Here is an 18,835-nt window from a genome sequence, read left to right as displayed (position 1 = left end):
CATCACGAGTGATTGCGCTAATAAGCCCCCTCGACGCGCTTGCGGAGCGCAGGCTGACACATATCAGCCCATCGATCGCAGAAGCAGTCCGTGGCGAGCGCCTCTTAAATTGCTTGGCAGGCCTGATGTCAGGTCCCGCGGGCTGCATGCAGAAGCACTTCGCTTGATGATCTGAATCGCGATTTGACCGAATCGCGTGTTGCGCCTGCGACACTAGCGCCGCGGCACGCTATCGTTGGAGAACACCGTGAGCAAAAACACAAAGTTGCGCCACTGTACTGTCGGAGGAACCCTCACCGCAGGTCAATTACATGGACTCCGATCAGTCGATTAACCGGCATTGGTCTGTTCACGCGCGATTCCCTTGAAGCCGAGCAGTCAGTTCGCGGGTAACACGGGCGGATCAGACGAACTCACTCCGCTCGGCTGAGCGTTGGGGAATGTATTAGTTCGCCTTTCGAGACGCTGGCTCGAACTGGCAAAAAGCGGCCGCGCTATTTGACCGAGCATGGCCGTGCCGCCGCCTGGGGCTTCCCTCAAGCAAGATCCTGTCCACGCACTATTGCTCAAGCCCCGTTGCGGCTTCGCCTCGGCGCCCTTCGAGCAGGCTTGAACGCCAGACCTCAAACGGGCAAGTGGTATGGCATAGCTTCACCCGACGTGTCGCTTGAAGCCGCACTTCACTCTGTCGCTGCTCAATCCTTCCCATCAATTTGACGCGTCGTGTTGAGATCAAGGTAGGATCGGCCTGTCCAACGTGATGTGAAGCGGACTCCCTGAACTCACTCTCCCAACGCTCGATGCTGTGCCAATGGTGACGACTGATGACAGCTCACGTTCGAGGTGAAGGAAGCCGGAACTGCGTCCGGCCACTCCAATTGCGTACAGACCCGTTTTCTTGACCGATGGCCTCATTGACCAAAGCGGTCTGACTTCAACGTGGGGGCCATAACTACGCTCGATCTCAACCTTGGCTGCCTTGAGGACTCCCAGAGTCGGTCGGATCTTTCGGGAACGCAAATGCGAGCGGGAAGGTTTTGGCAGCAAGAGAGTGGACAGCGGCCTGCTCCTCCGCGAGGCGTCTCTCGATTAAATTGCGGTCTACGTTTGACAGCATTCTGCGTAGCAGTCGTCGACAGCGGTGTACGTTGTTGCGGTGTGCACGAAGTCGAGCCAAATTGTCATCGAGCATCGGTGCACTCCTGAGGACCCATTTCTCTGTTGACTTCGAACGGTAAGTAACGTCCCAGCGTAAAGCTGTTCAGCGCAGGGGGAAGGCGGTCATCAGCGCGATCTACGGATCGCTTCGGCCGAGGCATGAGAAGCTGACTTACCTCACCCATTGGACCTACGAAGGAAGTGTAAGCGTTTAAATAGAGCGTCTCATCGGCGAACGATCGGACGTTCTTTATAGATATGGAGTCGATCATCATGAGAGACTTTGGCTGCCAACCCTATCGAGAGGCGAAATGTTCGGATATTTTGACGTGCAAGGAAAAGTAGTATGACTGCCTAACGAGCGAATGTTCGAAGCGGCGCTGTCGGCTCGCGAGGCACGCACAGTAGCGATATCGCGAGATCAATTAATGCGGCGGCTGCCGTGTTGACGCTTGAATGCCGCGCTTGCGCGCTCTCTTTCGACGGATTTCGTCACATAGACCGTCTGCTCTGGCATATCTGAGCGACGCCAAGATGATACGGAGGCTCGCCGGGTAAGGCCGTTAAAGAACGCTGGCTCTATCCGCAGTTGCTCTGCGAAGTGAGACAATTGAGGTCCTGCGTAGGCAGTATGGTGGAAAGACAGTATCCGAACAATCTTCATCACTATCTCAAATGGGACTAGCGCTTCATCGCGCATGACGTCAGAATCGTCGAACTCGTATTGATCATCTCGAATTTTTGATCATCTCGAATTTTCTCATCAGCACATTCTTTGCTGCGTTCGATGACACTCCGGCAGAAAAGACGACTCAAACATGAAGGGTTGGCCCGAACGAAACGCCATCACCAAGTGCATCGCTTCGGTTGCCGAGAAACGAAGAATTTGCCCTTCCGCGGTTCTCGCGTTGTGCCGACGGCATCTCTGCGGCAGGAATCGATCGTGCTTCGTTCGTCATGTACAGACTACCGGTTCACCGTAGGAATGGTCGCAGTACTGACGATTTGGCGCGACATTTTGGTCAGCGGCTTGAACGCACGTACAACATCGACGACCTGAAGACCGGCTTGGCAGCTTTTCATGCCCCCTTTTGGCCCGGCAATCAAGACCATCGGCATCGCGCCTAGAACGCATATGCAGCGCCCGATATTCGTCAGGCCGTAGTTCTTCAGGATGAGTGGTAGCCAAATGTCGATTCCGTACGAGCCGATCGTGAAGGCGAAGGTGATAGCCGTCAGCATCAGTACGCGGATATCCTTCATCGCTGCCCAGAGATCTTTCTTGGGCTTCTCGTATTTTTCGTTGGCGAGTTCATTGACGAGCGCTTCACGCTCCTGGGGCGTGAGCCAGGTCGCCTTGTCCGGCGTGTCGGCGAGAACTATGAGGCAGAAGATGCCAAGCACGCAGGCCGGAAGCCCTTCGATCAGGAACCTCCACTGCCAGCCGCCGAGGCCCCACAGACCGTCCATCCCCGGGAGCGCCGCGGATATGGGGCTACCCACAAGTGACGACAGCGGCGTCGCGGCCATGAACATGGCGAGGACGCTGGTACGATATCTGGCAGGAAACCAAATCGAGATGTACCAGATCACACCGGGGAAGAACTCCGCTTCGAACACTCCGAGCAGAAAGCGAATGAGGTAGAAGCTATACGGTCCAGTAGCGAAGGCGGTTGCGGCCGCGGCTGTCTGGGCTTTTCGGCGCGACGTACGCTGCATGTCTGGCGCGCTCCCTGGCGCGATATACGCCCCAATGCCCATCCGACCGATGTCGTGGGAGATGGTCGCGACGTCGTGCTGTTTGGCGACACGTTCAATCGCTACTTCGAGCGCGAGAAGCCGGGGGCTACCGGCTTCACAAGGTCACCGCACAGGACAGCAATCGGCCGCTATGCTGCGGGCGCACTTTCCTGGCGGCAGGACTGGTGGAGGAAGCCCGCGTCGAAGCGAGGCGAACGGTAGCAGCACTTGCGCCATTCGTATCCAGGGGAGCGGGGATCGTCGGGCTCGAACCCTCATGTCTGATGACGTTCCGCGACGAGTTTGCCGCGCTCCTGCCGAAGGAGGAAGTTGCACCATTGACCAAGGCGGCAAGGCTGATCGAGGAATTGCTGGCCGACGACCTCGCCACAGGTGCGACCACCCTGCGTTTCCGTGACCAGCAGAGGCGGACCGTACATTTGCATGGTCATTGTCATCAGAAGGCGTTCGACGCGGTGGGAGCGGTGGAGAAGACGTTGCGAGCCGTCCCGGGACTCGACGTCAAGCCCATCGAGTCCAGTTGTTGCGGCATGTCTGGAGCATTCGGTTACGCAGCGGCCACGATCGACATCTCGAAGGCCATGGGCGAATTGTCCCTTTCTCCCGCCATCCGCCACGCAGATCCTGAGGATCTCATCGTCGCGGACGGCACGAGTTGTCGTCATCAGATCTCGGACGGGACCGCCCGGGAAGCCGTTCACGTCGCGCGCGTGCTCGCAATGGCGCTGTACGATTGATCGAAGCGGAAACCTACTTTGTCGTCTTCTCAGTGGGCAACTTCAGGCCCATCGACACCTTCACGCGGTCCATGACCACCATCGTCTTGAAATGCTTAACGTTGTGATTTTCGAAAAACAACCGCTTCGTAAGCTCTTCGTAATCTCGCATCGAAGCAATGGTGATCACCAACAAAAAGTCGGTGTCGCCAGTAATGTAGTAGCATTGTTGGACTTCCGGCGTTGCAATGAATGCCTTCTTAGCAGCCTCGAGCAGATCAAGACGCTCGTTTTCGATGTGGACTTCCACGAGGAGCGTGATCGGTAGTCCAACAGTTTCTGGATCAAGGATGGCGACGTTGCTTTCAATGACGCCGCCCTTCTGAAGCCTACTGATCCGGCGTTGGACAGCCGCAGCGGAGAGGTTGACCATGTCTCCAACAGTGCGTTGGGGCGTCGTGTTGTCACGCTGAAGAATTTCGAGGATCGCTAGATCATATTGATCGAGGTCGTGCACCCCGAGCTTCTTCGGCATCAACGCCTCCATCATCCAGTAAGCCGCTCAAGCTAAAAGCTTTTTTGAGTTTTTGCGCAATATCTTTTCGGCGAAACTCCCACGCATGTCGGCCCCCTCGCCGCTTCCCTTCGGCCGATCAGAGCGACGCGCGGCTTCTGGCGCTCTCTCGAAATGTCGCTCAGGGCTATTTCGAGTGATCCACCACAATTCGTTCGGCTGGTGCCGAGAAAACGAGGGAAGATTGCATTCGGCAGCTTGAATCCGAGCGCACAACTCGGCCACGCCGCAATATTGATCATTGGCGAATTTGCCCATTCTTAAGGCACCGCACCGCTTCGCAAGAAGAGCGATCGCGCAGTTGGCAATTTGTACTTTCCGGAGCTTTGATGTCTGACGCTGCCCGCCTGAGTTTGCTCATGAGGAAAGATGCGATCGCCGCCGCGCGAAGCTACGTCCTCGATGGTGGATTCACGGCCGAGATGGCGTCTCGCATTGCCATCCGCAGCGAAAGCCCTCGAGAGGACAGCCGCGACGATCACCTTCGCTACCTGAACACGGAGATGCGACCGCTTCTAGAGCGGATAGGCTTTTCGTGCCAACTCCTCGAGAACCCGGTCGAGCAGCGGCTGCCCGCGATGTTCGCCGAGCGAATCGAAGATCCAAGCCGCCCTACCATCCTGATCTACGGCCACGGCGACGTTCTGTGGGGCATGAGCGGCGATTGGAAGGATGGCCGCGATCCCTGGAAACTGCATGAAGCCGGTGGCCGCATCTACGGCCGGGGCACCGCGGATAACAAGGGACAGCATTCAATCAACCTGGCCGCCTTGCGCATCGTGCTGGAAAGACGTGGCCAGCTTGGGTTCAACACCAAGGTGCTCATCGAGATGGGCGAAGAGACCGGTTCGCTCGGGCTGGCCGAACTCGCGCGAAAGCATCGCGATCTGCTCAGGTCGGACTGTCTCATTGCTTCCGACGGCCCCCGCTTGGCGGCAGGTGCTCCAACCCTGTTTCTCGGCGGTCGCGGCAGCATCGGCTTTCGGCTCACCTGCGAGATCCGCGAAGGAGCATATCACTCCGGAAACTGGGGTGGCCTGCTCGTCAATCCCGGCATTAGGCTCGCCCATGCAATCGCCACCATTACCGATCCGGCCGGCCGCATCGCGATCCCGGAATGGACTCCGGACCGCATGCCGCCCGAGGTTCACGCGGCTCTGAAGAAGATTGTCCCCGAAACAGGCCCCGATGACCCGGAGATCGATAACAACTGGGGTGAGCCGGGGTTGGCGGGCGCGGAACAGGTCTATGGCTGGTGCAATTTCGAAGTCCTGGCCTTTATCTGCGGCCGTCCTGACGCGCCCGTCAACGCCGTGCCGGGGACCGCTAACGCAACCTGTCAGCTACGCTATGTCGTTGGCGTCGATCCGGAGAAGGTTCTTCCCGCGCTGCGCGCCCATTTGGATGCGCGAGAGTTTTCCGACGTGAAGATCGAGGAAATCAAAGAAGACTTCTACCTTGCAACCCGGACCAACCTCGACAACGGCTGGGTTCGATTCGCCCTCTCGTCGATGGAAACGACGCTTGGGCGGGAGGCATCCCTGTTGCCCAACTTTGGTGGATCGCTGCCGAACGAGGTCTTTGCCGAGATCATAGGCATGCCGACCCTCTGGATTCCTCACTCCTACCCTTCCTGCTCCCAACACGCACCGGACGAGCACATGCTCGTCAGCGTGGCCGAGGAAGGAATGCAGATCATGACCGGCCTGTTCTGGGATCTCGGAGAGGCCGCAATCCGAAACGGGCAACCGGTCGGGTCAGAGGCTGCCTGACGCCAGCCGCTCCTCGTCCAGCTCTCGTGGAAGAAACGGCGATGCCTTCAGTCGTTGCCCAAGACAAGAACACAACGAATTCAACAGGAAGGATCCATCATGGTGACTTTAGGTTACGCTCACGCTCGCTCAGGCCGGCCACATTCCAGACTGGCGGTCGCGCTGGGCGCTGCGGCCCTGGCCGCAGCAGTGACAATCGCCGCGTTTGACGCCCGGGCCCAAAGCAGTCAGAGCGCTTCTCCTTCAGACAAGGCCGACACCCTCAGAGCCATTAAGGTCCGCGGATATTTCGTCTGCGGAGTGGCAGGCGATCGACCGGGCTTCAGCTTCCCGGATAGCAAAGGCGTGATGCAAGGACTGGATGCGGACATCTGCCGTTCCGTCGCGGCCGCGATTTTTGGCGATCCGGAGAAGATTCGCTTCACCTCCCTCACCAGCTTGACGCGCTTTCCTGCACTCCAATCCGGCGAAGTCGACATGGTGGCGCGCTTCACCACGTGGACGCTCACGCGCGAAGCCAGCCTGGGTCTCGACGTCGCCTCGGTCTATTTCTATGACGGCCAAGGCTTCATGGTGAAGAAGAGCCTGGGCGTAAAGAGCGCGCTGGAGCTCGACGGCGCCACCGTTTGCGTGAACCAAGGCTCGACCGGCGAGGCCAACATGGTCGACTTCTTCCGCGCGCACAACCTTGGACTTAAGCCGGTCGTGATCGAGAAAATTGAGCAGATCCGCGATGCTTTGGCGAGCAATCGATGCGACGCCTATACCAACGATGCCTCGCAACTCGGCTCTCTAAAGCTTTCGATGGGACCTGCCGGCGACGAATACATTCTTCTTCCCGACATCATTTCAAAGGAACCGCTTGGAACCTTCGTTCGCAAAGGCGACCAACGTTTCTTCGACACCGTACGCTGGACCTACATCGCCATGCTGACGGCCGAGGAGTACGGCATCACCAAAGCCAATATCGACACCTTCCGGAAGACGCGCGATCCGCAAATTCAGCGCTTCATGGGCGAGACCGGCGATCTCGGCGCGGCGCTCGGGCTGGATGCGCAATGGGCCGTCAATGTGGTTAAGACAGTCGGCAATACCGCAGAATTGTGGGACCGCACCATTGCCGTCTTAGGCATTCAGCGTGGCGTGAATCGCCTCGTGAAGGATGGTGGCATTCAATACGCTCCTCCGATGCGTTGATAGATGGCTCGTGAGCGACGACGAGAGGGACGCCTTCCGGCAGCCTCTCGACGTCTCCACGGAGACGCCTCCCCCACCCACTTCTCGAAGTTCGTGGCAAGAGCGAAAATGACGGCACTCAACGACGGCACACAAACGCACAATCGTCGGGCGACAACATTGGGTGCGCTCGTTTCGAACGTCGGCGTTCGTCGGTTCGTATGGCAAGCGCTCACAGCCCTTGTCTTGCTCGGAGGCATCTTCTGGTTCGCCGGCAATCTCCACCACAACCTCTCAGCGCGCAACATTTCTTCGGGTTTCGGCTTCCTTACTCGCGAAGCGGGCCTGCCTATTGCGGAGCACTTGATCGCTTACACTCCAGCAGACAGCTATTTCCGCGCGCTTCTCGTCGGGACGCTGAATACGCTATGGGTTGCGTTCTGGAGCATCATTCTTGCGACCCTTCTTGGCAGCGCAATCGGCGTCGCGCGTATTTCGAAGAACTGGCTGCTCGCCAAGCTCGCTTCCATTTACGTCGATCTATTCCGGGACGTCCCACTCCTGCTGCAGCTCTTCCTTTGGTACGCCATCCTTCAGAAGCTGCCGCCGGTGCGACAAGCTCTAAATCCCATCGCCGGCGTTTTTCTGTCGAATCGTGGATTGAACTTTCCTGTCGTCGATTGGCAAACCGCGCATAGTTGGACACTGCTCGCCTTTGTCCTCGGTATCGTTGCCACCACATTGTACGCGAAGAGAGCCTCGCGCAAGCAACTGGAGGACGGACGCGCAAGGCCGATTTGGCCAGTCGTCGCCACCTTTCTGGTCCTCATCCCGCTTGTCGTCGGATTCGCGCTAGGCGCATCGATAAACATCGACATGCCTCAGCCGAAGGGCTTCAACATTCGCGGCGGCGTCACTGTGTCCCCCGAATTCTTCTCGCTTCTCGTGGGTCTCGTCGTTTACAACGCCGCATTCATTGCCGAAATCGTCCGATCGGGCCTGGAATCCGTCGGTCGGGGGCAGCACGAAGCGGCTCGCGCGCTCGGCCTCCATCCGAAGACAATTTTGACGTGGATCGTATTTCCGCAAGCCTTGCGTGTCATTGTGCCTCCACTGACGAGCCAATATCTAAATGTGACCAAAGGCTCTTCCCTCGCCGTTGCGATCGGCTACCAGGACATTGTGTCCGTCGCGACGACCTCGATGAACCAGACAGGTCAGTCCATCGAGCTCGTCGGCATCATCATGGCCGTCTATCTGACGATCAGCCTCTCGATCAGTTTCTTGATGAACGTCTACAACGCCCGCGTGGCACTGGTGGAGCGCTGAGTATGGTCGCCTCCGTTGAACACATCGTCAATCCGACGCTGATCGAAGCGCGGGAACGGCCTGAATTGATCGGCGGCGGATTCTTCACCTGGGTGCGGGAGAACTTCTTCGAATCCTGGCTTTCCTCGCTCACGACATTGATACTGCTGGCGATCATGGCGAAGACCGGAATCTCGCTGTTCCAATGGGCATTTGTGAACGCCGTCTGGAGCGTTCCAGCCGGTCCACAGGGTCCCATAACCGATAGCTGTAGAGCGCCAGGAAGTGGGGCTTGCTGGGCGGTCGTCGGAGAGAGATACCGATTCATCCTGTTCGGCACATATCCCTTCGAGCAGCAATGGCGACCCGCGATCGTTATCGCCCTCTTCGTTGGATTGTTCGTCGCGTCTGCGATGAAACGGTTCTGGCGGATCGAACTCGCAGCGCTGTGGGTGACTACGCTCTGCCTGATTGGACTACTCATGTGGGGCGGCGTTTTCGGGCTCACATTCGTGTCTCAGGTAAACTGGGGCGGCCTAGCGCTCACTCTCATCATTGCGACTATCGGGGTCGCGATCGCGTTTCCGTTGTCGGTCTTCGTAGCGCTCGGCCGACGCTCCGACCTCCCGTTCATCAAATGGCTCTGCGTGGCCTATGTCGAGGTCATTCGCGGCGTTCCCCTGATCACCCTCCTGTTCATGGCAAGCGTATTATTTCCGCTGTTGATGCCCGAGGGCGTCAATCTCGATAAACTTCTTCGCGCCCAGATCGCCATCATCCTGTTCTTCGCCGCGTATCTCGCGGAAGTGGTGCGCGGCGGATTGCAGGCGCTCCCAAAAGGACAGTACGAGGCCGCACACGCGCTCGGCCTTTCCTATTGGCAGACATCAAGACGGATCGTCCTTCCACAGGCTTTGCGAACCGTCATTCCGCCGCTCGTGAACAACTTTATCGGCTTCTTCAAGGACACCTCTCTGGTCCTGATCATCGGCCTGTACGACCTTCTGCACTCGGCGCAGATCTCCGTCGCCGAGCCAGCCTGGCAAGGGTTTGGAGTGGAAATCTACATTTTTGCCGGCCTGATCTATTTTGTCTTCTGCTTCGCGATGTCGAGATACAGCCAATGGCTGGAAATCGGCCTGAACGTGAATAGAATCCGCTAGTCGTTGATCATCCGGGGGCGCCTCCATCGTCTTCCACCTGCGAGAGACAGCAGATGACTCGAAAGGGAATTCAAGTGATCCAGCCAGTGATCGCCGACACCGATCCCGCAACGAAGGCTATCGCCGTTTCGATACAGAAGATCAACAAATGGTACGGTAGCTTACACGTGCTTCGCGACGTCGACCTCGATGTGGCAGCCGGCGAACGCGTCGTGATCTGCGGGCCTTCAGGCTCGGGGAAGTCCACGCTCATCCGCTGTATCAATAATCTCGAGGAACACCAACAGGGCAAGATCTTCGTGGACGGCATACAGGTCGACTACGATGTCGCTCATTTGGATGCCATTCGTCGGGAAGTCGGGATGGTGTTCCAAAGCTTCAATTTGTTCCCGCATCTGACCGTCCTCGAAAACTGCACGCTCGCGCCTATGCTTGTGCGCGGTGTCGCTCGTGCAAACGCCGAAGCTCAGGCGAGAGCTTACCTGGAACGCGTCCGAATTCCAGATCAGGCCAACAAATTTCCCGGTCAACTGTCCGGTGGACAACAGCAGCGCGTGGCCATTGCTCGCGCCCTATGTATGAAGCCAAAGATCATGCTGTTCGACGAGCCAACCTCTGCACTTGATCCCGAGATGGTCAAGGAAGTTCTCGACACCATGGTGTCGCTGGCAAAGGACGGCATGACAATGATCTGTGTCACCCATGAAATGGGCTTCGCTCGGGATGTGGCAGATCGTGTCGTCTTCATGGACCAAGGGCAAATCGTCGAATCTGGCAGCCCGCAGACAATCTTTAGCCAACCGAAAACCGATCGTTTGAGGTCATTCCTCGGCCAGATTCTCCGAGCACACTGATGCTACTTCGGGTCTCGTATACGGCGATGACTGGCCGGCCCGCGGAAGCTGCTGGGTTTCGGATCCCCTTGATGTAACAAGCGGTTGATCGAAACCACAGACACTTTGCAATTTGATCTATTGGCGCAGACGCGGACTCAAACGGGAGATCTTGTCGCCAGCGTTACGCGGCGGGCGCGAACAGTGCGAGATCGAATGTGCCCTCATATTCGAAGGTCGCGGTGCCCGTCATCAGCACGTGGTCGTCGCGCTCGCGCCATTCGATACCGAGCTTGCCGCCGGGCAGCGTGATCTCGACCTTGCGGTCGGCGCGCTTCACCGCCCCGCTGCGACCGCCGTGGCACAGGCCGCCGAACCGCAGGCCTGGTCAGGCCCGCGCCGCGTTCCCAGGTGCGGATCGTGATGTGCTCGCGATCGACGATATGGGCGAGCGTGATGTTGGCGCGCTCGGGGAAGATAGGGTGATTTTCCAGCAGAGGACCAAAACGCTCGAGGTCATAGGCGTTGACGTCGTCGACCCAGAAGATTGCGTGCGGGTTGCCCATGCTCACCACTGATGGTGAATGCAGGATCGGATTGTCGATCGGCCCGATCTGCAATTCGATCTAGCGGGTGTCACGAAATCCTTCCGCCAGCGGAATGTCCTGCCAGCCGAACTTGGGCGCGCCCATGTCGACGGTGTAGAGATCGGGCGCCGGGCCCTGCCAGCAATTGAGCAGCCCCGCAGCGGTCTCGAAGGTCGCCGCCGCCTGCCCGGTCTTCTCAGAAATCCGGCGCACCACGCAGCGCATGCCGTTGCCGCAGGCGCGGGCTTCGGAGCCATTATTATTGTAGATGCGGATGAAGGCTTCGGTGCCCTCGAGCCGCGGCTTCTGAAGTACCATGAGTTGGTCGTAGGGAACGCCCGCAGGAGAGGCCACCGCTCGGGCATCATCTGCTGTGATGATAAGCGGGGAATCACGTATGTCGACGACGACGATCTCGTTGCCGATGCCATTCATCTTGGCAAATACGTGATTAGTAAGCGCGCTCATAGTATTAGCTTTTTCTGCACCTGGCACATTCAAGGAAAACGATCTGGCAACTCGGAAACACTTTCACCGACTGATCCTAGTAGCAGGTTTCCTGACGCGAAACCCTCATTTACTAGGGTGAGCGAGAGCGGAATCTGCGATATCCGGGTGAAATTGTAGCGCTGCGATCATATTGAGGGCGGTATCTATGTCGGATGAACTTGGTCAACAGAAGATGACGTCATGTTGCTCCGCAATACTCTCAGTAGCTATCGATTGCCGCTCGATCCTTCCGATGCCGACGCTCTCGGCACCAATGGCGCTCAAGCGGTGGAGCGCTTCCTCCAGCATAGAGAGGGGGCGGCTCCGACCCCGCTAGTTTCGCTTCCTGCCCTTGCGCGTCGTCTGGGCGTCCAATCCATTTACCTCAAGGACGAGGGACAACGACTCGGTCTTGGTAGCTTCAAAGCACTTGGGGGAGCCTATGCCGTTGTGCAGCTCGTCCTGGAGTTGGCGTCGCAACAATTGGGCCGTCCAGTCGACGTTTCTGAGTGGCGCTCGCCGCAGGTGGCCGCAGTCGCCGGGGGTATAACGGTGACCTGTGCTACCGACGGCAACCACGGCCGATCGGTCGCACAAGGGGCCGAACTCATAGGTGCAAACTGCGTCATCTTTGTCCATGCAGGTGTCAGTGACGAGCGATGCCGAGCGATCGCCCGCTATGGTGCGCGCATCGAGCGTGTTCAGGGCAACTACGATGATTCCGTTGCGACGGCTTCGAGCGTCGCCAGCCAGCGGGGCTGGATCGTGGTCTCCGACACATCCTGGCCTGGTTACGAACGCATCCCGCACCTCGTCATGCAGGGCTACACAGCACTACTTCGCGAAGCGCTTGTCGCACTACCGAAGCCTCCAACCCATGTGTTTGTTCAGGCTGGCGTCGGCGGGATCGCGGCGGCGGTTGCCGCTCATTTTTCGCACGTGTTCGGTAGCGACAGGCCGTTCTTCACTGTGGTGGACCCGGCGAAAGCCGCCTGCCTTCTCGAGAGTGCCAAGGCCGGCCAAGTCGTGAAGGTGCCGCACGAGAGACCAACTGTCATGGCAATGCTCGAATGCTACGAGCCTTCACTGGTCGCCTGGCGCATTCTCTCCCGCGTTGCCGATGCCTTCATGACCGTTGAGGACGATGAGGCAATTATAATGATGAAGAACCTCGCGTATCCCGTTGATGGTGATCCGGCGATCGTCGCCGGCGAAAGTGGCGCGGTCGGTCTCGCTGGATTGGCAAAGGTAGCGGGTGACCCAGCGCTGCGTGCGGAGATCGGGCTCGGCGCAGATGCGTCCGTCTTCCTAATCAATACCGAGGGCGCGACTGATCCAATGCTCTATGAGAGGCTGGTGGGCGTTCGCCCCGAGGACGTGACGGCAAGAGTTCGGAGCAAGTCTTGACGGATACAGCAGAGAGCCAAAATCGCCGAGGAGTGCAACAGTGGTGCCCCAGGGCCACATCGGAGGTTTTCGAGGTTGATCAGCGGCAATTTCTTGGCGTACGCGTCGGCAACTTCGCACCTGCGTCCGGGCTTGGGACGATCAATCACGGGGCGGATCAGATCCGGAAGCAGTGCGCTCAACATCGTTCCAGTCGCGCCGGCATCGAGGTCCCCCCGTCATGGTAGTGGGCTCCTCGCCATCAAATGAACCCATGATCGCCTCGCTGCCAAGCTCGATTAGGCTGCGCAGCTTTGCCGCGGCGAACGGCACCTCGATCTTGAAAGAGCTGACGTGCGGCACTTCTTGCGGAAGTCGCAGGAGAAACGGCACGGGGAAGAGACCCGGACAGAGCAATCCCTTCTTGTCTGGCCTATCAGACGAATCCATTAAGCTAAATGGAGACAGATCAGATCTTGTCGGCCTCGATGAGTCCATCAAGAATGCTCAATGACTCGAACAGATAGTAGGATCCGAAGATCGTCTCTGCCCTGTTGGCCGAGTCTTGAAGCCGCGCATCGGGACGCTTATTGAAACAGGCGCCGACCAGCATCCCGGGCGGACGCGCATCGTTTGGACCTGCGGGCGTCAGATAGCTTTCGATCAGTGCCTTTGCCGTACGTTCGCCTGCCTCACGATACTTGGTGCGCAGTGCCGGCGTCGGCGCGAGCTGCCCCAGCTTGAGCAGTGCAGAGCATACGATTGCGGTTGCGGCCGTGTCGGTCTCCGTCCTTGGTATGGCAGGATCATTGAAGTCCCAGAACGCAACCATGCTGGCTGGCACATGCGAAAGCCACCAGTCGGCTCCCGCCATCAGTTGCTCCATCCAGCGCTTCTCATGCGGACAATGAGCAAGCGCGATCGCCGTATAGACAAGACCCCAAGCCTGTGCCCTACCCCACACGCTACTGTCGCTGAACCCCTTATGCGTGAAACGGCGGACGATCTTGCCGGTCGCCGGATTGAGCTCACTTGACTGAACGATCGAGCCATCGGAGCGCATATGAATGTCGAGCACGCGCGTGGTATGGCGTGCGGCGATGCCGGCGTACGAGGAATCGCCGGTCTTTACGGCGGCCCAATACAGAAGCGGCACCGCCTGCAATGAATCAATGCTACTGAACGAATTACCGACGTCTTCCGATTCTTCAGCATCGCTGCCGAGCGGAATGAGGCCGAGCCGACAATCGAATTGCGCCTTGAGTGAGGTTGCGGCATCGAGCGCCAGGAGAGCTGCGTCCTTGTCTTTGCATAGGAGATCGCCAAGCGCGGCCCCATAGTAGAACCCAAAGCCCTTGAACGCGGTTTGCAGATGTGCTCGCGGCTTCAAGCGGCGGCTCCACAACCGAGCTGCATCGAGGTACTTCGCCTCCCCAGATCGCCGCGCGAGCAGCCACAACATCCCAGGCCATGCGCCACCGGTCCAGTCGCCGTCCGGGGTTGTCGTCCATTTGCCGCTCGAGCTGTCCGCCCAATGTGGAAACTCCATTTTCAACGTGGAAAGCGTCTGATCGATTCGTGCCTGCATCTGGCCGATCGCTTGAACCCATCGCGACTTGCTCATATCCGATACTCCTCTGTCGCATTTGACCAAATCCGGGGGCTTCACTCCGAGTGTTAGCCATTCAACGTGCAATTGATTTCACTTCGGTCAGGCCGATGACTTCAGCGCGTTAGGACCAGTTTGATGAATCCGGCCGCCCCATGAGCACGAGAATGCAGAGGGATATCGCCTCGGCGCGTTCGTGCCGTGCCTAATCCCACGACGTTGGAACAGTCTGTCCAGCACCTTGATGTTGAATCCATTTTGCGCGCAGCTGTTTTTCTCAATTCCGGACTGTCGGAGCCGCTTGAGTTGTCCCACCGCAACCCCGCACATGACATGATTAAGCGGCTCGAGCGGACTTCAAGGCGCCGACGGCTCCGGTCTTGGAAAGCTCCTTCAGCTGCCTGTCGTCATAGCCAAGCTCTTTGAGGATTTCCTCGGTCTGGGCCCCAAGTTTCTGAGGCGGCAATCGGACTTCCGGCAGCTTGCCGTCATAGCGCACGGGATGGCTCACGAGTGTGATCGGCGCGCCTGTCGCCCCGTTGACGACCTGGAAATTTTTGTTGTGAACGACCTGCGGATCGCTCACGACATCAGCATAGTCATTGACTGCAGCGTGCCAAATTCCTCCCGCCTCGAACAGCGCGATGCATTCGGCCGTCGTGCGCTCTGCGACATTGGCCGCGATCGCAGCCGAGGCCTCGTCGCGCCGGCGATAGGCCTCCTTGTCTGGAATGCGCTGATCGACCGGAAGATCGAGTGTTTTCGACAATGCGCTGAGAGATCCAAGCGAGATCGCAATATGAGCGTCGCGCGTCGGATAAATTCCGTAGGGCGCCCCGTAGTACCAACCAGAGATTGGCCCCGGCTGACGCACATCGTCTGGCCGTTGACCGTTGAGGTAACAGGTGAAGGATTCCATCTGCAGGTCGAGCGCGGCCGATAATAGGCTAACGTCAACGCGACACCCCTGTCCCGTTCGCGTTTTCCTTACAAGCGCCGCGAGAATACCGGCCGCGAAGAGCGCAGCACCATGATGATCGACTGCCGAAACACCGACGGCCCTGGGCCCCTGCTCGCGGCTCCCGGTGATCGTGGCAAGTCCCGACATTGCCTGCACCAACAGATCTTGACCGGGACGGTAGACGTAGGGTCCATCGGGACCATAGCCCGAGGCCGCGGCATAGATGATTTGCGGATTGATCTTCTTGGCTTCCTCGTAGCCGAGCCCAAGCTTGTCGAGCACGCCGGGGCGGAAGTTTTCCGCCATGACATCCGAGGTCGCAATCAACTTCCTGGCAATCTCAATGGCTTCGGGTTTCTTGAGGTCGAGCGTGAGACTGCGTTTATTTCTATTCCCCGTGAGCAGCAGCATGGACTGCCCATCGACCCACTTGTCGGCCCCACCCCATTTTCTCTGAAAGGCGCCATCGGGTGGCTCGACGGCAATGACGTCCGCACCGAGATCGGCGAGAAATTGCGCAGCCACGGGACCCATCAGGAAGTGGTTGAAGCTCAGGACGCGGACACCGCTTAAAAGATCTGCCATGGCCTCGCCTTTCGGTTTTTCCGGCAACGGATCTACTTCACGTTTGAAATCGATTTCATAACTATGGGTTGCAACCTGCGCAGTCAAGTTAAATGGGACGCGCCAGCCAAATCAGGGCGTGACCGAATGCAGCAGCGTTCCACTGGATAAAGCGGATCGAGCGCATACGGAGCTTGAAAATGCCGGCTGTTCAATGGTTTAAGGTAGATCGGACACGTGCTCTCCTTTGACTGACCGACCAGACCCAATGGATAAAAAACCGACAATCGAGCCCAGAGGACGCCAGCAACCGCGCGTCAAGATCGAGGATGTCGCGCGAAAGGCAAATGTGTCCCCTGCCACTGTATCGCGCGTCCTCAATCATCCCCAGATCGTTCGGCCGGAGCTTCGAGACAAGGTGATGCGCTACATCGCCGACCTGTCGTACAGGCGAGACAGCGCGGCCAGGGCCCTGAAGTCGGGAAGCATGCGCACCGTTGGAGTCATTGTTCCGACGCTGGCACTAGGCATCTTTGCTGAAGGGGTTGAGGCGCTACAGAACCGCCTCAGCGAAAGCGGCTACACGCTCTTCATTGCCAATTCCCAGTATGACCAGCGCCGCGAATTGCAAGAACTGCAGAGCCTCATTGAGCGCGGCATCGATGGAATTGTACTGGTCGGAGGCTCACATGGACGTGAACTGAGGTCCCTCCTCGAACAGACCAGCGTACCCGTGATCACGACCTATGTCTCCAAGGCAGCTGGCGGCATCCCCGCCATCGGAATCGATAATGAAAGTGCCACGCGCGAGATGACTGAGTATCTTCTGCGGCTTGGACACCTCCGTTTCGGCACGATCGCCAACGTTGTTGCTGCGTCCAACGACCGATCCCGGGCCAGGCTCGAGGGCATTCAGCGCGCGCTTTCCGATGCTGGCCTCCCGCTCAAGCCAACCCAAATCATCAAGGCCGATTACTCGCTTGCCCAAGGTCGCAGCGCACTGCGTCAGCTCCTCACCGATCACCCCGATACGACGGCCGTGATCTGCACCACCGACACGCTTGCCATCGGAGCAATGGCAGAGGCTCGCAAGATGGGGTTAGTCGTGCCAGCGACACTTTCCATCACAGGATTTGACGATGTGGAGCTGGCGGCACAGATGGACCCCCCGCTCACGACGGTCAGTGTTCCGGCAGCTGAAATCGGCCGAGGAGCCGCCGATTATCTGATCAATGCGATCGCGGGAAGCCCAGTCCCCAGAAGTGTCCTGTTGCCGTATCGGCTGGTCATGCGGTCATCGACCGCGCCGCCGAGGTCACGCCCAGCGGGTCGCAGGCGCGCCCCGCGCCATTGATCCCAGCAGCGGCGGCGTGCGTGAACTGAAATCGATTTCACGCGAGCCGTCAAGAACTCCTCAATCGCTCGATCTATCGATCCTATTCTCGATGATCATGCCAACGTCCACCCCATGACGGGGCGGAGACCAGTGTGCTGACCAATCTCTCCAGCGCACGCTCCGAGCGACACCACCAATCAGTCCTTCGATGAATGGAGCCGGTGACTTCATGATGCATCGTGCTTCGAAGATTGATACGTCGTACCAGATTGCGGGTTCGTCTGAGAGCTCGATCTGCCATCGCCGACCCTTGGCTAACTGATGGCCAGTCAGCATTCCGCGCGCGTGATAGTCGAACACCTGTCGCGGAGCTACTCCGAGCTCAGCCGCGGCTGCCCTGAATCGAGAAGCTACCGTCGGGCCAGCGCATCGAGTTCTTGTTCACGCCATTGATTTGTCGAGAGGATACAGCGGTTGGGTTAGGGCATCAAGTGTCCTCTTTTTGCTCGACTGCATTGATAACCTGAGCGTTTTGGCCGCACGGGCATTTCAAGCTGTATTTTTTGGTCCCCGTGTTTCTTTCCAGACTTGCGATGTTCATCTCACTTCGGCAAGGCGGCTTCAGCGTGCGTTATGAAGCGACCCGCTTGCTTTCTGTCTGTGTCTACGCAATGCACCTCAAAGCCATCCGGAATCATGCGTGCTCATAATATTTTTGCGGCTCTTCTGCCAATACTCGATATACAACGCTGTTCATCAGCCCACATTACTTCTAAAGTGAGCGTCGTGCTTGCGCTGATGGCCGCATGAATCGGGATTTTGACCACTAAGAAAGAATATGCCCTCCATATCTACTCGCCGCGCCAACGCAACGGATGCCGAGACGGTCGCCCGTTTCATTCACGCGCTTCTCGATGAACTCTCTGGCGGGAAGGCACCCACGCCCGACGTCATCAGAAAAAGTGCGGAGACAGTGCTTGCCGACGCTGGCGTGGTCGCCGTGATCGCAAGTGCAGATGACGAGCCGGTCGGCATCATGGTGCTGAACGAATGCACGGCGATCTATGCAGGAGGCAAGTTCGGAGTGATTTCGGAGCTGTATGTTCGACCGGACATGCGCTCCAAAGGGATTGCCCCTCATCTGCTTGAGGTCGCCTCGCGGGAAAGCCATGCTCGTGGATGGAAGCGACTTGAGGTTGGCGCGCCTGGGCAACCAAAATGGAAGCGCACTCTCGATTTCTATCTGCGGAACGGGTTCGAGGAGGTCGGCCCTCGACTTCGTCGGATGTTCTGAGTGTCTGTATGGGCTCGCCCAAAAGCAACACGTCGCGTTAATCCCGCGTTTGGGCCAGTGTGACGATCGGCTGAAGTCGATACCTGTCGCAAAGTCGAACGCAAAACTCAGACTAGCGTGGCACAGTTTCTGCGAGGGACTCGAGCCA

General features: G+C 58.3%; 14 protein-coding genes and 2 pseudogenes. 9 read left to right on the top strand and 7 right to left on the bottom strand.

The features are described from left to right. Positions 1 to 2,124: 2,124 nt before the first annotated feature. A complete protein-coding gene (locus tag ACKWRH_RS08310; protein ID WP_445220099.1) occupies positions 2,125 to 2,877 on the bottom strand; it encodes an MFS transporter in 753 nt (250 codons plus the stop codon). Between ACKWRH_RS08310 and ACKWRH_RS08305 the strand changes: the two are divergent. Further along, a pseudogene (locus tag ACKWRH_RS08305) lies at positions 2,836 to 3,656 on the top strand ((Fe-S)-binding protein); the annotation flags it as partial. The gene ACKWRH_RS08310 and the pseudogene ACKWRH_RS08305 sit on opposite strands and share 42 nt — an antisense overlap. Before the next feature lie 13 nt (positions 3,657 to 3,669). Here the strand turns inward: ACKWRH_RS08305 and ACKWRH_RS08300 are convergent. Both ACKWRH_RS08300 and ACKWRH_RS08295 read right to left on the bottom strand, forming a co-directional pair. Then, entirely contained in the window at positions 3,670 to 4,170 is a 501-nt protein-coding gene (locus ACKWRH_RS08300; RefSeq protein WP_445220098.1) for an Lrp/AsnC family transcriptional regulator, read from the bottom strand. A gap of 27 nt (positions 4,171 to 4,197) precedes the next feature. Continuing rightward, the gene (locus ACKWRH_RS08295) at positions 4,198 to 4,467 is read right to left on the bottom strand and encodes a hypothetical protein (protein ID WP_445220097.1); all 270 of its coding nucleotides are present in this window, start codon (positions 4,465 to 4,467) and stop codon (positions 4,198 to 4,200) included. A 71-nt stretch (positions 4,468 to 4,538) separates the two neighbouring features. Between ACKWRH_RS08295 and ACKWRH_RS08290 the strand changes: the two genes are divergently transcribed. The 5 genes from ACKWRH_RS08290 (at position 4,539) to ACKWRH_RS08270 (ending at position 10,482) form a co-directional block, all read left to right on the top strand. Further along, the gene (locus tag ACKWRH_RS08290; RefSeq protein ID WP_445220096.1) at positions 4,539 to 5,981 is read left to right on the top strand and encodes a M20 family metallopeptidase; all 1,443 of its coding nucleotides are present in this window, start codon (positions 4,539 to 4,541) and stop codon (positions 5,979 to 5,981) included. Positions 5,982 to 6,080: 99 nt separating this feature from the next. Continuing rightward, on the top strand, positions 6,081 to 7,178 hold the full coding sequence (locus tag ACKWRH_RS08285; RefSeq protein ID WP_445220095.1) for an amino acid ABC transporter substrate-binding protein: 1,098 nt from the start codon (positions 6,081 to 6,083) through the stop codon (positions 7,176 to 7,178). A 108-nt stretch (positions 7,179 to 7,286) separates the two neighbouring features. Then, positions 7,287 to 8,486 (top strand): amino acid ABC transporter permease, encoded by a 1,200-nt coding sequence (locus tag ACKWRH_RS08280; protein WP_445220094.1) that lies wholly within the window; start codon positions 7,287 to 7,289, stop codon positions 8,484 to 8,486. Between the two features lie 2 nt (positions 8,487 to 8,488). Continuing rightward, on the top strand, positions 8,489 to 9,628 hold the full coding sequence (locus ACKWRH_RS08275; protein WP_445220093.1) for an amino acid ABC transporter permease: 1,140 nt from the start codon (positions 8,489 to 8,491) through the stop codon (positions 9,626 to 9,628). Between the two features lie 53 nt (positions 9,629 to 9,681). Then, positions 9,682 to 10,482 carry an amino acid ABC transporter ATP-binding protein gene (locus tag ACKWRH_RS08270; protein WP_445220092.1) on the top strand — a complete coding sequence of 267 codons (801 nt, stop codon included), beginning with the start codon at positions 9,682 to 9,684 and terminating at the stop codon, positions 10,480 to 10,482. Between the two features lie 163 nt (positions 10,483 to 10,645). Here ACKWRH_RS08270 and dapF read toward each other — a convergent pair. Next, positions 10,646 to 11,516, bottom strand: a pseudogene (gene dapF / locus ACKWRH_RS08265) (diaminopimelate epimerase). Positions 11,517 to 11,738: 222 nt separating this feature from the next. Here dapF and ACKWRH_RS08260 point away from each other — a divergent pair. Beyond that, positions 11,739 to 12,944, top strand: coding sequence for a diaminopropionate ammonia-lyase (locus ACKWRH_RS08260; protein WP_445220091.1), 1,206 nt, complete (start codon positions 11,739 to 11,741; stop codon positions 12,942 to 12,944). Positions 12,945 to 13,085: 141 nt separating this feature from the next. Here ACKWRH_RS08260 and ACKWRH_RS08255 read toward each other — a convergent pair whose 3' ends face one another. From ACKWRH_RS08255 to ACKWRH_RS08245, 3 genes are all read right to left on the bottom strand, one after another. Next, the gene (locus tag ACKWRH_RS08255) at positions 13,086 to 13,316 is read right to left on the bottom strand and encodes a hypothetical protein (protein WP_445220090.1); all 231 of its coding nucleotides are present in this window, start codon (positions 13,314 to 13,316) and stop codon (positions 13,086 to 13,088) included. A gap of 76 nt (positions 13,317 to 13,392) precedes the next feature. Continuing rightward, positions 13,393 to 14,547, bottom strand: coding sequence for a hypothetical protein (locus ACKWRH_RS08250; RefSeq protein WP_445220089.1), 1,155 nt, complete (start codon positions 14,545 to 14,547; stop codon positions 13,393 to 13,395). A gap of 322 nt (positions 14,548 to 14,869) precedes the next feature. Then, on the bottom strand, positions 14,870 to 16,165 hold the full coding sequence (locus ACKWRH_RS08245; protein ID WP_445220088.1) for a CaiB/BaiF CoA transferase family protein: 1,296 nt from the start codon (positions 16,163 to 16,165) through the stop codon (positions 14,870 to 14,872). A 160-nt stretch (positions 16,166 to 16,325) separates the two neighbouring features. Between ACKWRH_RS08245 and ACKWRH_RS08240 the strand changes: the two genes are divergently transcribed. Beyond that, entirely contained in the window at positions 16,326 to 17,411 is a 1,086-nt protein-coding gene (locus ACKWRH_RS08240) for a LacI family DNA-binding transcriptional regulator (RefSeq protein WP_445220087.1), read from the top strand. An 820-nt stretch (positions 17,412 to 18,231) separates the two neighbouring features. Beyond that, complete coding sequence (locus ACKWRH_RS08235; protein ID WP_445220086.1) at positions 18,232 to 18,687, top strand: GNAT family N-acetyltransferase; 456 nt, start codon at positions 18,232 to 18,234, stop codon at positions 18,685 to 18,687. Positions 18,688 to 18,835: the final 148 nt, after the last annotated feature.

Source organism: Bradyrhizobium sp. Pa8, from assembly GCF_052588265.1.
Note: the sequence above shows the minus strand (reverse complement) of the source record. Positions and strands in the feature narration are given on the sequence as shown.

Coding starts and splice junctions, on each gene's coding strand:
- ACKWRH_RS08275 (WP_445220093.1), top strand. CDS start 8,489: ATGGTCGCCTCCGTTGAACACATCGTCAATCCGACGCTGATCGAAGCG.
- ACKWRH_RS08290 (WP_445220096.1), top strand. CDS start 4,539: ATGTCTGACGCTGCCCGCCTGAGTTTGCTCATGAGGAAAGATGCGATC.
- ACKWRH_RS08235 (WP_445220086.1), top strand. CDS start 18,232: ATGCCCTCCATATCTACTCGCCGCGCCAACGCAACGGATGCCGAGACG.
- ACKWRH_RS08250 (WP_445220089.1), bottom strand. CDS start 14,547: ATGAGCAAGTCGCGATGGGTTCAAGCGATCGGCCAGATGCAGGCACGA.
- ACKWRH_RS08240 (WP_445220087.1), top strand. CDS start 16,326: ATGGATAAAAAACCGACAATCGAGCCCAGAGGACGCCAGCAACCGCGC.
- ACKWRH_RS08295 (WP_445220097.1), bottom strand. CDS start 4,467: ATGGGCAAATTCGCCAATGATCAATATTGCGGCGTGGCCGAGTTGTGC.
- ACKWRH_RS08300 (WP_445220098.1), bottom strand. CDS start 4,170: ATGCCGAAGAAGCTCGGGGTGCACGACCTCGATCAATATGATCTAGCG.
- ACKWRH_RS08270 (WP_445220092.1), top strand. CDS start 9,682: ATGACTCGAAAGGGAATTCAAGTGATCCAGCCAGTGATCGCCGACACC.
- ACKWRH_RS08285 (WP_445220095.1), top strand. CDS start 6,081: ATGGTGACTTTAGGTTACGCTCACGCTCGCTCAGGCCGGCCACATTCC.
- ACKWRH_RS08260 (WP_445220091.1), top strand. CDS start 11,739: ATGTTGCTCCGCAATACTCTCAGTAGCTATCGATTGCCGCTCGATCCT.
- ACKWRH_RS08280 (WP_445220094.1), top strand. CDS start 7,287: ATGACGGCACTCAACGACGGCACACAAACGCACAATCGTCGGGCGACA.
- ACKWRH_RS08310 (WP_445220099.1), bottom strand. CDS start 2,877: ATGCAGCGTACGTCGCGCCGAAAAGCCCAGACAGCCGCGGCCGCAACC.